The organism is Bradyrhizobium sp. UFLA05-153, assembly GCF_054185185.1.
Window position 1 is genome coordinate 19,018 of the sequence record NZ_JBBIAM010000055.1, and the last position, 12,735, is coordinate 31,752.

At 62.6% G+C, this 12,735-nt stretch carries 15 protein-coding genes, 1 tRNA gene and 1 pseudogene; 9 read left to right on the plus strand and 8 right to left on the minus strand.

Going from position 1 to position 12,735, the window contains the following annotated elements:
* Positions 1 to 30: 30 nt before the first annotated feature.
* Both Q2941_RS28195 and Q2941_RS28200 read right to left on the minus strand, forming a co-directional pair.
* Positions 31 to 1,032 (minus strand): Bug family tripartite tricarboxylate transporter substrate binding protein, encoded by a 1,002-nt coding sequence (locus Q2941_RS28195; protein ID WP_458194401.1) that lies wholly within the window; start codon positions 1,030 to 1,032, stop codon positions 31 to 33.
* A 94-nt stretch (positions 1,033 to 1,126) separates the two neighbouring features.
* Positions 1,127 to 1,603, minus strand: a complete 477-nt coding sequence (locus Q2941_RS28200) for an outer membrane protein assembly factor BamE (protein WP_027522887.1) — start codon at positions 1,601 to 1,603, stop codon at positions 1,127 to 1,129.
* Between the two features lie 98 nt (positions 1,604 to 1,701).
* On the opposite strand from Q2941_RS28200, the gene Q2941_RS28205 reads away from it, so the two are divergent.
* From Q2941_RS28205 to Q2941_RS28235, 7 genes are all read left to right on the plus strand, one after another.
* Positions 1,702 to 2,253, plus strand: a complete 552-nt coding sequence (locus Q2941_RS28205) for a ubiquinol-cytochrome C chaperone family protein (RefSeq protein ID WP_458194402.1) — start codon at positions 1,702 to 1,704, stop codon at positions 2,251 to 2,253.
* Positions 2,250 to 2,822 carry a YceD family protein gene (locus tag Q2941_RS28210; RefSeq protein ID WP_027522885.1) on the plus strand — a complete coding sequence of 191 codons (573 nt, stop codon included), beginning with the start codon at positions 2,250 to 2,252 and terminating at the stop codon, positions 2,820 to 2,822. Before Q2941_RS28205 ends, Q2941_RS28210 begins: the two co-directional genes overlap by 4 nt.
* A gap of 311 nt (positions 2,823 to 3,133) precedes the next feature.
* Positions 3,134 to 4,195, plus strand: a complete 1,062-nt coding sequence (gene plsX, locus Q2941_RS28215; protein WP_458194403.1) for a phosphate acyltransferase PlsX — start codon at positions 3,134 to 3,136, stop codon at positions 4,193 to 4,195.
* The gene (locus tag Q2941_RS28220; RefSeq protein ID WP_027522883.1) at positions 4,192 to 5,169 is read left to right on the plus strand and encodes a beta-ketoacyl-ACP synthase III; all 978 of its coding nucleotides are present in this window, start codon (positions 4,192 to 4,194) and stop codon (positions 5,167 to 5,169) included. Before plsX ends, Q2941_RS28220 begins: the two co-directional genes overlap by 4 nt.
* 139 nt (positions 5,170 to 5,308) lie before the next feature.
* Complete coding sequence (locus Q2941_RS28225) at positions 5,309 to 5,650, plus strand: integration host factor subunit alpha (protein ID WP_027522882.1); 342 nt, start codon at positions 5,309 to 5,311, stop codon at positions 5,648 to 5,650.
* Between the two features lie 24 nt (positions 5,651 to 5,674).
* Entirely contained in the window at positions 5,675 to 6,247 is a 573-nt protein-coding gene (locus tag Q2941_RS28230; protein WP_027522881.1) for a MerR family transcriptional regulator, read from the plus strand.
* 98 nt (positions 6,248 to 6,345) lie between these two features.
* Positions 6,346 to 6,423 (plus strand) — tRNA-Pro (locus tag Q2941_RS28235).
* A gap of 463 nt (positions 6,424 to 6,886) precedes the next feature.
* Here the strand turns inward: Q2941_RS28235 and Q2941_RS28240 are convergent.
* The 5 genes and pseudogenes from Q2941_RS28240 to Q2941_RS28260 form a co-directional block, all read right to left on the minus strand.
* Positions 6,887 to 7,612, minus strand: coding sequence for a hypothetical protein (locus tag Q2941_RS28240; RefSeq protein WP_027522880.1), 726 nt, complete (start codon positions 7,610 to 7,612; stop codon positions 6,887 to 6,889).
* Positions 7,599 to 8,156, minus strand: coding sequence for a hypothetical protein (locus tag Q2941_RS28245; protein ID WP_027522879.1), 558 nt, complete (start codon positions 8,154 to 8,156; stop codon positions 7,599 to 7,601). The genes Q2941_RS28240 and Q2941_RS28245 overlap by 14 nt, the downstream gene beginning before the upstream one ends.
* 137 nt (positions 8,157 to 8,293) lie before the next feature.
* On the minus strand, positions 8,294 to 8,521 hold the full coding sequence (locus Q2941_RS28250) for a helix-turn-helix domain-containing protein (RefSeq protein ID WP_027522878.1): 228 nt from the start codon (positions 8,519 to 8,521) through the stop codon (positions 8,294 to 8,296).
* 186 nt (positions 8,522 to 8,707) lie between these two features.
* Positions 8,708 to 8,830: pseudogene (locus tag Q2941_RS28255) on the minus strand (DUF3833 family protein); the annotation flags it as partial.
* Between the two features lie 652 nt (positions 8,831 to 9,482).
* Positions 9,483 to 9,722 carry a hypothetical protein gene (locus tag Q2941_RS28260; protein ID WP_027522876.1) on the minus strand — a complete coding sequence of 80 codons (240 nt, stop codon included), beginning with the start codon at positions 9,720 to 9,722 and terminating at the stop codon, positions 9,483 to 9,485.
* 313 nt (positions 9,723 to 10,035) lie between these two features.
* On the opposite strand from Q2941_RS28260, the gene Q2941_RS28265 reads away from it, so the two are divergent.
* Together Q2941_RS28265 and Q2941_RS28270 are read left to right on the plus strand one after the other, a co-directional pair.
* The gene (locus Q2941_RS28265; RefSeq protein WP_254112127.1) at positions 10,036 to 10,947 is read left to right on the plus strand and encodes a dihydrodipicolinate synthase family protein; all 912 of its coding nucleotides are present in this window, start codon (positions 10,036 to 10,038) and stop codon (positions 10,945 to 10,947) included.
* A 150-nt stretch (positions 10,948 to 11,097) separates the two neighbouring features.
* Entirely contained in the window at positions 11,098 to 12,069 is a 972-nt protein-coding gene (locus Q2941_RS28270; protein WP_458194404.1) for an SDR family NAD(P)-dependent oxidoreductase, read from the plus strand.
* Positions 12,070 to 12,210: 141 nt separating this feature from the next.
* Here Q2941_RS28270 and Q2941_RS28275 read toward each other — a convergent pair whose 3' ends face one another.
* Positions 12,211 to 12,702 carry a GcrA family cell cycle regulator gene (locus Q2941_RS28275; protein WP_458194405.1) on the minus strand — a complete coding sequence of 164 codons (492 nt, stop codon included), beginning with the start codon at positions 12,700 to 12,702 and terminating at the stop codon, positions 12,211 to 12,213.
* Positions 12,703 to 12,735 lie beyond the last annotated feature (33 nt).

Genomic DNA, 12,735 nt, shown 5'->3' on the forward strand with positions numbered 1-12,735 from the left:
CTTCGCATCGCCCCGGAATGACGCTGCATGTCACTGCACATCCATCTGCAAGCCTTCCTTCGCGATGATGCCTGCGAACTTTTTGGTCTCGGCATCGACGAAATCGGAAAACTGCTGCGGGGTGCCGTAGTCGGCGCGGGCGCCCATCGAGGCGATGTTCTTCCTGATGTCCTCGCGCGCGAGCATCGCCTTGACCTGCAAATTCAGCGCCTCGAGCACCGCTGCGGGCACGTTCTTCGGCAGGAAGACGCCGAACCAGGATGACACGTCGAAATTGGCCAGCTCCGGCGCGCCTTCGCGCATGGTCGGAAGGTTGGGTGCGAGCTCGCTGCGCTCCGGCGTGGTGACGCAGAGCCCGTTGAGCGTGCCGTTCTGCACCTGCGGCAGGCTCGGATAGAGGTTGTCGAACAGGATCTGGATGTCGCCGGCGAGCGCCGCCTGGAGTGCGGGACCCGCACCGCGGAACGGGATGTGCGTCATCTTCAGCCCGGTGAGCTGGAGAAACCAGGCGCCGGTGAGGTGAGGGCTCTGGCCGACGCCGGAAGAGGCGTAACTGAACTTGTCCGGATTGGCCTTGAGGAAGGCGATCAGCTCTTCGATCGACTTGATGCCGGTCTTCGGATGCGCCGAGACGATGTTCGGGATCCGGATCATGTTGGAGACAGCCTGGAGCTGGTCGGCCTTGTAGCTGAGGTTCTTGAAGATGCTGTAGGCGATCGCGTTGGGGCCGGGATTGCCGATCAGGATGGTGTGGCCATCCGCTCTGGCGCGCGCGGCTTCCGCGGTGCCGATGGTACCGCCGCCGCCCGAGCGGTTCTCGACGACGGCCGACTGGCCCCAGGCGGCTTGCAGGTGCGCCGCGAGCAGCCGTCCCATGACGTCGGTCGAGCCGCCGGCGGCGGCCGGCACGATGATGCGAATGTTCTCGGTGGGCTTCCAGTCCGCCAGGCTCGTGCGCGGCAGAATAGCCGCCGTCGACAGCGCTGCCGCGCCGGTCAGCACGCGTCGGCGGGAAAACGATGTCCTGGTCACGAATCCACTCCCTGCCTTTTGTTTTGCAGGGAGCGTAGGGAACGCTGGGCACCACCGCAAGCAGCGTGGAGCGGTGCGACGCCGCAGCCTGACCTCAGTTGAAGCTGAGCAGCTTGAACAGCGGCGTGAGGTAGTTGAGCTCCTGGCCCGAGGTCGGCGTGGTGCGGCTGATGGAGTCGAAGATCTTGCCGTCCTGCAGGCCGTAATTCGCAAGCCGGCGCACGCGCCGATTCTTGTCGAAGTAGATCGCGATCACACGCTGGTCGACCACACTCTGGTTCATGAAGGCGACCGGACGCTCCGAGCGCTGAGAGATGTAATAGAACACCTCGCCGTCGAGCGTTGCGACGGTGGAGGGCGTGCCCATCACGATCAGCACCTGGTCCTGGCTCGCCCCGAGCGGAATCTGCTCGAGCGCACCGGGCGGCAGGATATAGCCCTTCTGGAACTGCTCGCCTGTGCAGGCGGCAAGCCCGATGCTGACGAGCGCGGCGGCGGCGATGGCGCGCCAGCGCGCGTAACGGCCGCGCGCCTTGACTCCGCGGTGACTGGTCTGGCTCGAATTGGTCATTCTCGGAACTATCCCGTCCCCTTGCGTCGCGCGAGGCGCTGAAGTACCGGGCAGACGCGGCGAGCGCAACCCGCGCGCGCACGCTTGTGGAACCCACAATGCTCTGGCCGTTCAAACACTTCAGGAAACCCCGGCTAGCCCCGCGCGGCACCATTGAGACCATCTATGGCATGATCGTGACGCAGGCGCGAGAACCCATGTTTTACCGGGACTTGGCCGTCCCGGACACGGTTAACGGCCGATTCGACCTGCTTCTCCTGCATTTGTGGCTCCTGCTGCGCCGGCTGCGGGCGGCTTCCGACGCCACCGAGCTGTCGCAGGTGCTGTTCGATCGCTTCTGCGAGGACATGGACGACAATCTGCGGGAGATGGGTATCGGGGATCAGACCGTCCCCAAGCGGATGCGGGCCTTTGGAGAGGCCTTTTATGGCCGGGCCCGGGCCTACGACCAGGCCATGGACGAAGGCGGCGAGGCGCTGGCATCGGCGATCGCCAGGAATATCTTGAACGGGACGGACGGCGCGCAGGCGCGGCGGCTTGCGGACTATGCCAGGGCCACGGAAGCTGATCTTGCCCGGACTGACCAGGGCGCGCTGCTGCGCGGTTCATTTGTATTTCCATCGCCGCCAGGGGAGCATGTGGCGCCATGACCAGACCAAATGCCGAACCCCAGACCGATCCGTGGCGCGTGCCGGTGATCGTGGCGCAGATCCCGGACACCGGCTTGCATCGGGAGATCGAGGCATCGAGCCGCGAGCGCGAGGCCATGGCCGAGGTTGCGGGTGTTCGCGAGGTCGTGTCCGCGAAGGCCTCTTTCGACGTGTCCCCGAAGAGCGGCGGGCGGGTTCATGTCACCGGCAACGTCCGGGCGCGGATCGGCCAGACCTGCGTGGTGACGCTCGACCCGGTCGAGAGCGAGATCGACGAGGAGATTGACCTGATGTTTGCTCCCGAGGCCGAGGTGCGGCGACTGGCTGACCTCATCGAGGAGGGGCAGGACAGCGACGACGCCGCGGAGGCGGTCCCGGAGCCGCCGGAGGCGATCATTGCCGGCGTCATCGACCTCGGCCGGCTGGCGACGGACGCCCTGTTTCTGGGCATCGACCCCTATCCGCGTAAACCGGGGGCGGTGTTCGAGGCCCAGGTGACGGCCCACGATCCCGAGGACCACCCCTTTGCGGCGTTGAAGGCGCTCCAGGACAAGCCCAAGCGCAAATGAGGCCAAATAACTGTGCGCCTCGGGCGGGCTCGCTTTGCGATGTGCATGAATGGTTTGCCTCGTCAGGTTGAAAGATTACGTGATCAGTTTGATTTCATGGAGTTTTTATCGCTTGGGCGGGGGGCGATCCGTGATCGCCCGGAATCCAAAAGACTGGGGGCAAGAGGTTGTTTCGGGGTGACAAAACGCTATTGTCGCGGCCCGGTCCGGGTGCGGTGTGGCGCCTGGCCGATCGCTGTTGATGATGGCGAACCCATTTCGCGGCCCCGCTAGTTTCTTAGACCGCACGAGATCAGGTTTCCGGGACGTTCATGCTAAGCAAGGTTCGAATCGCGCTTGACGCCATGGGAGGCGACGTCGGCGCCCCCGTCGTCATTCCCGGCGCCGCCATCTTGCTTGCCCGGCATCCCGATATCGAATTCCTGCTGGTCGGCGATCGCGCCAAGATCGAGCCCGAGCTCGACAAGCACCCCGCGCTGAAGGCCGCCTCCAGGATCATCCACACCGACGTCGCCGTCAGCATGGAGGACAAGCCGAGCCAGGCGCTGCGGCGTGGCCGCAAGAAGGCCTCGATGTGGCTTGCGATCGAGGCTGTGAAGAAGGGCGAGGCGGACGTGGTGGTTTCCGCCGGCAATACCGGCGCCCTGGTTGCCATGGCGCGCTTCTGCCTGCGCATGCTGCCGGGTATCGATCGTCCAGCGCTCGCGGCGATCTGGCCGACCCTGCGCGGGGAATCGGTCGTGCTCGATCTCGGCGCGACCATCGGCGGCGATGCGCGCCATCTGGTGGCGCTCGCGGTGATGGGCGCGGCGATGGCGAGCGTCCACTTCAACCTCACGCGTCCGAAGGTCGGTCTCCTCAACATCGGCGTCGAGGAGATGAAGGGGCATGAGGAGATCCGCGAGGCCGCCGAGATGCTGCGCACCATGAACCTGCTGCAACTCGACTATGTCGGCTTTGTCGAAGGCGACGGCATCGGCAAGGGCCTTGCCGACGTGATCGTCACCGAGGGCTTTTCCGGTAACATCGCACTCAAGGCCGCCGAGGGAACCTCGCGCCAGATGCTCGAAGTTCTGCGCAGTGCCATGGCATCGAGCTGGCTTTCGCGCATTGGCTATCTGTTCGCGCGCGGCGCCTTCCAGACGTTGCGCGAAAAGCTCGATCCGCGCAAATCCAACGGGAGCGTTCTGCTCGGCCTGAATGGCGTCGTGGTCAAGAGCCATGGCGGAACCGACGCTGAAGGCTTTGCCTATGCCGTCGATGTTGGTTATGAGATGGCTCGCTACGATCTCCTGACCAAGATCAATCAGATGCTCAACCGCGACGGTGGCGCGCTGACTTCAGTGCCGACCGCGCAGGAGGCTGTTTCGTGACTCAAATTCGATCGGTCGTGCTCGGCTGCGGCAGCTATTTGCCGGAGCGTGTCGTGACCAATGCCGAGTTGGCGGCCCGCATCGACACATCGGACGAGTGGATCGTGCAGCGCACGGGCATTCGCGAGCGTCACATCGCGGCCGACGACGAGTTCACCTCGCACCTTGCGATCAGGGCGGCGCGCGCGGCGCTCGCGCATGCCCGGCTCGATCCGCAGGCGATCGATCTGATCGTGCTCGCGACCTCGACGCCCGACAACACGTTTCCGGCGACCGCAGTCGCCGTCCAGCACGGGCTCGGCATCAACCATGGCGTGGCGTTCGACCTGCAGGCGGTCTGCTCCGGCTTCGTGTTCGCGCTCGCCACTGCCGACAACTTCCTGCGCACGGGCGCCTACAAGCGCGCGCTGGTGATCGGCGCGGAAACCTTCTCGCGTATCCTCGACTGGAACGACCGCGGCACCTGTGTGCTCTTCGGCGACGGCGCCGGCGCCATCGTGCTGGAAGCGCAGACGCAACCGGGGAAGACCTCCGACAGCGGCGTGCTGACCACGCACCTGCGTTCGGACGGCCGCCACAAGGCCAAACTGTTCGTCGATGGGGGGCCCGGCTCGACCAGGACGGTCGGCCACCTGCGCATGGAAGGCAAGGAGGTGTTCAAGCACGCGGTCGGCATGATCACCGACGTGATCGTCGATGCCTTCAACGCCACCGGCATGACCGCCGAGGACATCAACTGGTTCATCCCGCATCAGGCCAATAAGCGAATCATCGATGCGTCCGCCCACAAGCTGCATATTGCGCCGCAGAAGGTGGTGCTCACCGTCGACAAGCACGGCAACACCTCGGCGGCCTCGATTCCGTTGGCGCTGTCGGTCGCGGTGAAGGACGGTCGGGTGAAGAAGGGCGACCTGCTGCTGCTGGAAGCGATGGGCGGCGGCTTCACCTGGGGTTCCGCACTCGTGCGCTGGTAGTAGAGCGCGATCGATAAAATTTTGCCGAGATTGCGGGCCATTTTGTTGCCGACTCAAGCGCGGAATGAGCGGGTTGACCGTTGTCTCGTAACCTCATAATTTTAGACGACAATTGTTCGCCGTCGGGTGGGGCAGGGCGATGACCGAGACTAGCAAAACCGTAACGCGAGTGGATCTCTGCGAGGCCGTCTATCAAAAGGTCGGCCTGTCGCGGACGGAATCGTCTGCCTTCGTGGAACTCGTGCTGAAGGAGATCACCGATTGCCTCGAGCGGGGCGAGACGGTGAAACTGTCCTCGTTCGGCTCCTTCATGGTGCGTAAGAAGGGCCAGCGTATCGGCCGCAATCCCAAGACCGGTACCGAAGTGCCGATCTCGCCGCGCCGGGTGATGGTGTTCAAGCCGTCCGCCATCCTGAAGCAGCGGATCAATTCGCAACACAAGGCCAATGGCGACGGCAGCAAGACTGAAGTGGAGGCGTAATCGCCTTCCGAAAGGATGAGGCCCTTGGACAAGGCGCCGGATGCGTTCCGCACCATCAGCGAGGTAGCGCAGGACCTCGACATCCCGCAGCACGTATTGCGGTTCTGGGAGACCCGCTTCTCCCAGATCAAGCCGATGAAGCGCAGCGGCGGCCGCCGCTACTACCGCCCCGACGACGTCGACCTGCTCAAGGGCATCCGCCGACTGCTCTACGGCGAGGGCTACACCATCCGGGGCGTGCAGCGGATCCTCAAGGAGCACGGCATCAAGTCGGTCCAGGGCCTCGCCGATTCGTCGGCCGCGGTCTCGTTCGGCGCGATCGAGGACGCGATCGGCCAGAGCCTGATGGAGACCGAGGAGGAACCCGAGATCCGCGGCGTCGCCGATACCGACGATGACGACTTCCAGGGCGAGGAGGAGGAAGGCATCGATTTCCGCTTCGCCGAGATCGACGACGAGGAAATCCTCACCACCTTCCGCAAGGGCCCGGCCGATCGTGCCGGCCCGAACCCGGCCGACCGGGAGCGGCTGGAGCGGGTGCTTCAGGACCTCGTCGCCTGCCGCGAACTGCTCGACGAGGCCCTCAAGGCCGGCTGAGCAAGGCGCATTCTGCGATTTCAGGGGGATGTTCCCGGTCGTCCGGGCGGTTCAGGCGCCTTGCGCAACGCGGCGATCCTAGCTATGGGAACGGCATTCGGAGCGTGGCGCAGCCCGGTTAGCGCACTAGTCTGGGAGACTAGGGGTCGGAGGTTCAAATCCTCTCGCTCCGACCATTTTTTCAAACCATCTGGCGGGCGGATTGCTCGGGAGGCGCGGCGCGGACGCTGCCCCTGATGCCTGCGTGACGATGGGGGTGAGCTGCAGCTGCAGTGACCGGGCAACAAAACGTCGAAAACAACCCCATGCAAAGTAGCCGACAACGGCCCGGGCGGTGCATTGCGGATTTTACGAAAATCGATTGACGTGTCGGGCAAATCAGCATCATCGCACCGCGTCGGATGGGTCGGGCCGACGACCGTCGAGCAGGTGGACCAAGGCGCGGTTTGGGCGGCACTAGTCTAGAAGACTAAGGGGCGTCTCGCTTCGACTAATCAAATCAAAGGCTTATCCGGCAACCTGAATTTCGCTGGAGCCTGGAATCGGCACCCCGTCATCGCCGGCCGGGCAGCGGAAGGAAGGCAGGGCGAATGCGATTCCTGCGCGGACCTACTGGTGCGGAACTAGCGCGACAAGTCGTCAGCAATACACGTTGAAGACGTTCCGCATGAGCAAGTCGATGTGGTGTGAGACGGTCGGTTCACCTACTTTCAAACTATTCGGGTGACCACAGCCGTTTCTCGTCTTTAGGCATGCCTGTAGCTGCTCTTTAACGTTCTTTCCGATCATTGAGATGCCGTGAATACGCTCCAAGAACGTGAACTCCTTCATCTCGCCTAGATCGTCAGTCGTCTTAGCGGCCTTCCATTTGTGATCAACACGCGAAGCTTCGGTGTTGAACTCCTTCAAATGCTTCGAATGCACTTCGATCTTGAGCACATGCATTGCAGCTAGCCATGACATGACAACCGCAGATCGATACAGTTCATATTCGTAGCACTGCACGGCCTCTTCAACGAAAGAGCGTGTGTCGGCGTCGCTGATCTTCGCGAGTAAATCCCGTAGGCCGGTTGCAATCTGGACGGCAGCGGGTCGAATGCTCGAAACGCCGAGCGTCCGTAGATGTTGCTTCCCACCTTCTGAAAGCTCCCAACCCGCGCTCGTACTGATGGCTAGTCCTTTGGTTCGAGCAAAGTAGCTCGATACGTTCCCCTCGGCTATCTTTCTGAGACCGACGTCCTTGCACCGTTGCTTAATATCTTTCACCTGTGTCGGCGTTGAAAAAGTTGCCAACACAAGGAGCAACTTGTCCACATCGCTGAAATCGCGATGAACCCAATTTTTCAGTTCGCTAACCTTTAGCAAGCACGGCCTCTAATCGCTTCGTCTCATCCGCCGGGAGTGAGTAGACGCCTTCTTTCACCACTCGCAGTTTGTCTGCTTTGGTCAGTCCCTCAAGAGAAGTGGAGAGGTTGCCAGTATAGTTCTTCTGCCAGTAGCCGGTGGCCGTCTTCATAGCGGCTAGAATTTCAGCTCTCGTAAACTCGGATTTACCTTGGGAAAAATGCAGGTACGCCGCCGCAACAGTAACTAGATCGGGGCCGGTCTTCGCCTTGAGCAGGGTGGCTATGGTGACGGTCGAGTGCTTGCCAGCTGATTTCGCCCCGTGGCTATCGTGTGCCTTCTCACGCGTGGGCTTCGGCGTGACCAAGAGATGTTCATTGGTATTACTCAGCTCCTTGAAGATGCCGAGTAGATCGTTCTTCAGAAAACTTGCGTCACCCTCGTACTCAATTTCAATTTCACCGATCTTGATCTTGATCTTCGCGTCGCCCCCAGCCATGCTTAGCTCCAAATTGGCAAAAGAAGGTTCCACTATCGCCAGAATGGCAACGCCAGTCCACTGCATTCGCCCGTTGCATTGCACCGCTCCCCAATCCCCGGCAACAGCCGATCCGAGACACTTCTGAAAAAGAAGTCGCGGGAAACCCTACAAGGCGGCAGTTCTGCGATTATTGCCAGAGCTGCTTCGGGCAAGGGGAACGCCTATCGAGTTCGGCGTCGCGCTGGGCGCTTTAAGAACTCTTCCGGCTCGGCCTCGAGAGTATGTGCCAGCTTCCCAAGTACCTTGAGGCTCACATAAAACGAGCCCTTCTCGATCTGGCTCAAATAGCTCCGGCTAATCTTGGCCTGATATGCCAGTTCGTCTTGCGACAACCCTTTCGCATTTCGCAAACGGCGCAGATTGGTGGCGAAGACTTCCCGCAAGTCCATTGGACGAACGTCGCCCGTTGCTCAGTATATTGCACCTCGATATACTGAACAAAGCTGCCGTCTATCGTCGCGATGCCGAGGGGGCGCGGCTCCACGCCTGACGCGCATGGCCGGTTGAGATCGACGATGGGCAGGACCGCTAAAGAGAAGACTGAGCGCTTCGAGATTGCGATGGACGATGGGCTTCGTTGCGCGCTTCAGTAGTCCGCCAACCAGACTCTCCAACACTGCCCAGCCTTCGAGCCGCCCGACGAAAAATCGTTCGGGAAGAAACAGCGGCGTCGTGGATCTAAAACTGTCGATCGTCATCGGTAATCCCATTCGGAAAGCGTCTCACGCAACTCAGTCGCTTTCATCGACGCGGTTGCTGATCAGCGCGGAAACATGCTCGGTTCGGTGCGCTCGACGATCCGCAGCACGCTCTTGCAGGTCGGACATTCATACGATCGAATTTCGTACCGCCCGGTGGCCGGTTCGCTTCGGACCAAGGTGCGTGGCTGGTTGCACGCGGTGCAACGTGGCCCTTCGAAGTATCGATTGCGGTTCATTGCAGAACCCAAATCGCGACGTCAGGAAAGGTAACGGCCGCCCGCAATATCCGGGCGGCCACCGGGTCCAATATCAAGCGGCTGATCTCAGCCCCGGCGCGAGTACTGTAATCTCGAGGCGAGCCTGCAAACGGTTCGGTAGCCGACGTTCCCTGTCAGAACAGAGGGCGAGTTGCAGCCTGGCCACAGCACGTCCGCATCACAGTCGTTTTCGGGGCGGATGAACGCTTGTGATTTCAAGCGGCGGATAACAGTTCAATTTCCAAAAAATATACAACAATCAAAAGCTTGCCTCCGCTTGGAGGCTTGGGGCGGAGGTTGAAATCCTCGCTCCGACCATTTTCAGAACGTTTGGCAAGAGGTCGGCAAAAGCCGGTCCCTTGGGGCGTTTCCTCCCCTTTCGGGGCTGGGCCTTAGGCGTGGCCCTTGATCTCGTAGTGACCTGGCACACACTTGTAGCGTTCGATGCGCCAGTTGACGTGGTAGATCGGGTGCTCGCCCATCCATTTTGCGAGTTCGGCCTGCGCGCCCACTGCACACTGCATGAGCGAGATTTCGGGCGTCATGTTGCTGTCGGTGACGATTTCCTCGACGCAACTGCCCGAAGCTGCTGCGCCTAGCCGGCAGAGCACGGCCACGACGGTAATAAACATGCATTTCACCTCTTTGGTTGTTACACGCCACGAGGAGATGCAAGCGGGGTGCCACGCCCTGTGTCGACCGCGACACGATGGCTTGAAGACTCACCTCAGCTTTCGCCCCATTTGACGATTCGGATTGTAAAAAAATTCCCCTCAATCCGAAGCCGGACAAATACGGGGAACCGACGCTATGACCGAATAGGAGGGCTGCGTCCCGGTCGCGCCGCTTCCCGCCGCGACATCAACCGCTAGGCTACCGCTCGCGCGGATACTCGCCGGCAGAGCGGGACCGCTATCGGGAAGCAGGAAACGCGAGGGCCGAGAGATGAAGGTACGCCCGACCGGCGTGATACCGCCGATGACCACGCCATTCCGGGAGAACGGCGAGATCGACACTCAGCTCGTTGCGCCGCAGGTCGAATGGATGATCGCGGCCGGCGCGCATGGCGTTGCAGCCGGCGGCTCGACCGGCGAGGGGCACACGCTCGATCACGAGGAGTATCGCGATCTGGTGGCGGCGACGGTCGAAGCGGTGAAGGGCCGCGTTCCCGTAATCGCCGGCATCATCGTGGACTCGACGCGCGATGCGATCCGCCGCGGCAAGCTCGTGCGCGACATGAATGTCGCCGCCCTCCAGGTCACGCCGGTGCACTATCTGTTCAAGCCGCACGAGGACGCGATGGTCGCGCATTTCCGCGCCATGGCCGACGAGACCGGCATGCCCATCATCATCTACAACGTCGTGCCGTGGTCCTATCTCTCGCCGGCGCTGCTCACTCGCATCATGACCGAGGTGCCGCTGGTGGTCGGCGTCAAGCAGAGCGCGGGCGATCTGAAGCTGTTCGCCGACCTCATGATGATGGCGCCGGACAAGCTGATCTATAGCGCCGTCGATGCGCTGATGTATCCGTCCTACACGCTCGGCGCCCATGGCTCGATCGCGGCGATCCTGACCGCGGCGCCCCATGCCTCGGTCGAACTGTGGAATGCGGTGAAGGCGGGCGATCACCCTCGTGCGCTCGAACTGCACAAGAAGCTGCTGACGCTGTGGAATGCGATCATCGCCGACAACCTTCCGGCCTGCACGCGCTACGCGCAGACGCTCCAGGGAATGCCAAAGACCTGGCCGCGCGCGCCGATGCCGGAGGCCTCGTTGACGCAAGCGGCCGCGATCCGCAAGGCTCTCGAGGGGCTGGGAGTGTTGCCGGGTGGACAGCGTTTCCAGGCGGCGGAATAGTTCGTCCGCCGAAATAATTCGCCGTCGTCGTGACGCAGCGCCGGCCTGCTTTACCGCAGGCGCGGCGCTGCTACACTTTGCGGCGGCCCCGTGCATTGTCCGTGATGGCCAACAAGACCAACAACCAGACCAAGCGAGGGGACCGAACCCATGAAGGACTTTTCCGGAAAGATCGCCGTCATCACCGGCGGGGGAACGGGGATGGGGCGCGAGCTCGCGCGCCAGCTCGTGGCCGAGGGCTGCAACGTTGCGATGTGCGACGTGTCGGAAGCCGCGATGGCCGAGACCAAGCGGCTGTGCGAGGTCGAGAAGCTGCCGCAGGGTCTGCGCGTCACCACCCACGTTGCCGACGTCGCGATCGAGGATCATCTCAAGCGGTTTCGCGACGAGCTCGCCGAGCAGCAGAAGACGGACAAGATCCACCTGCTGTTTAACAATGCCGGCATCGGCGGCGGTGGCAGCCTGTTCACCAACACGCGCGAGCAGTGGGAGCGCACCTTCAACATCTGCTGGGGCGGCGTCTATCTCGGCGTGCGTACCTTCCTGCCGATGTTGGTTGCTGCCGACGAGGCGCACATCATCAATACCGCGAGCGTCAACGGCTTCTGGGCCTCGATCGGCATGGGGCAGGCGCATACCGCCTACAGCTCGGCAAAATTTGCGGTGAAGGGTTTTACGGAGGCGCTGATCAATGATCTCCGCCTGCACGCGCCGCACGTCAAATGCTCGGTCGTGATGCCCGGTCACATCGGCACTTCGATCGTCTCCAACTCGCGCAAGGTGCAGAGCGGAGACGGCTCCGAGCGCCTCAATGCCGACGAGGTCGTGCTGACCCGCAAGCGCATGGTCGCGGCCGGCGTGCCGGATGCGGAGAAGATGTCGGACGAGGACATCCAGGCGGCGTTCGTCGAGCGCGCCCGCAGCTTCCGCGAGGATGCGCCGACCACGGCCGCGCAGGCCGCGAAGATCATCCTCGACGGCGTCAAGGCCGAGAGGTGGCGCATCCTGGTCGGCGAGGACGCCGTGCGCCTCGATCAGCGCGTGCGCGCGACGCCGGAGCAGGCCTATGATCGCGCTTTCTACGAGAGCTTTGCCCAGGAGGCCGGCTGGCGGCTGGGGTGAGGCGAGGGGCGGTATCGCCCATTCGATGTCGGCCCTGCGAAGCCATGGCATCCTTGCAGAAGCATTGTGTATCCAGGTTGCAGGTGTCGTGCCCCGGCTTGACCGGGGCACCCAGTACGTCGCCGGGCTTGTGCCCCTTCGTCAGCCGCGCATGAGACGCGCGCGTGAGTTTGGCCGGTAGGCGAGGCGCGCGTGGCCCGTGCAATAAGACTGGCCGTCGGGCGAGGCGTTGCCGCAGAAACAGAAGTCGTCCGCGCCTGGCGTCGAGATCGGCCAGCGGCAGCGGTTCTCGGTCAATTCCATAAGCGAGCAGCGGTTGGCCTCGTCGATCGGCACGTGGGCGAGCGGCGTCTCGGCCTCGATATCGATCGTGGAGAGCAATTCATATTGCAGCCTGCGGAGGGTCCGCAGGGCCCGCGCGGTGCTCTTGTCTGCGCTCCGCTCCTCCCGCTTCGGACCGCGCGTCAGGTTGAGGCGGCTGAGCTTGCCGATGACGGCATTGCGGCTGACGCCGATATCGGCGGCGATCTCGCGGCAGGACAGGCCGGCGTGAAAATGGCTTTTCAGAAGTTCGATGCGCTCAACGGTCCAGGTTGCAGCGGACGTTGACGAGGTCGGTGAAACAGCAGGCATGTTGTGACGGTCCCAGGTTGCAAATCGACCACC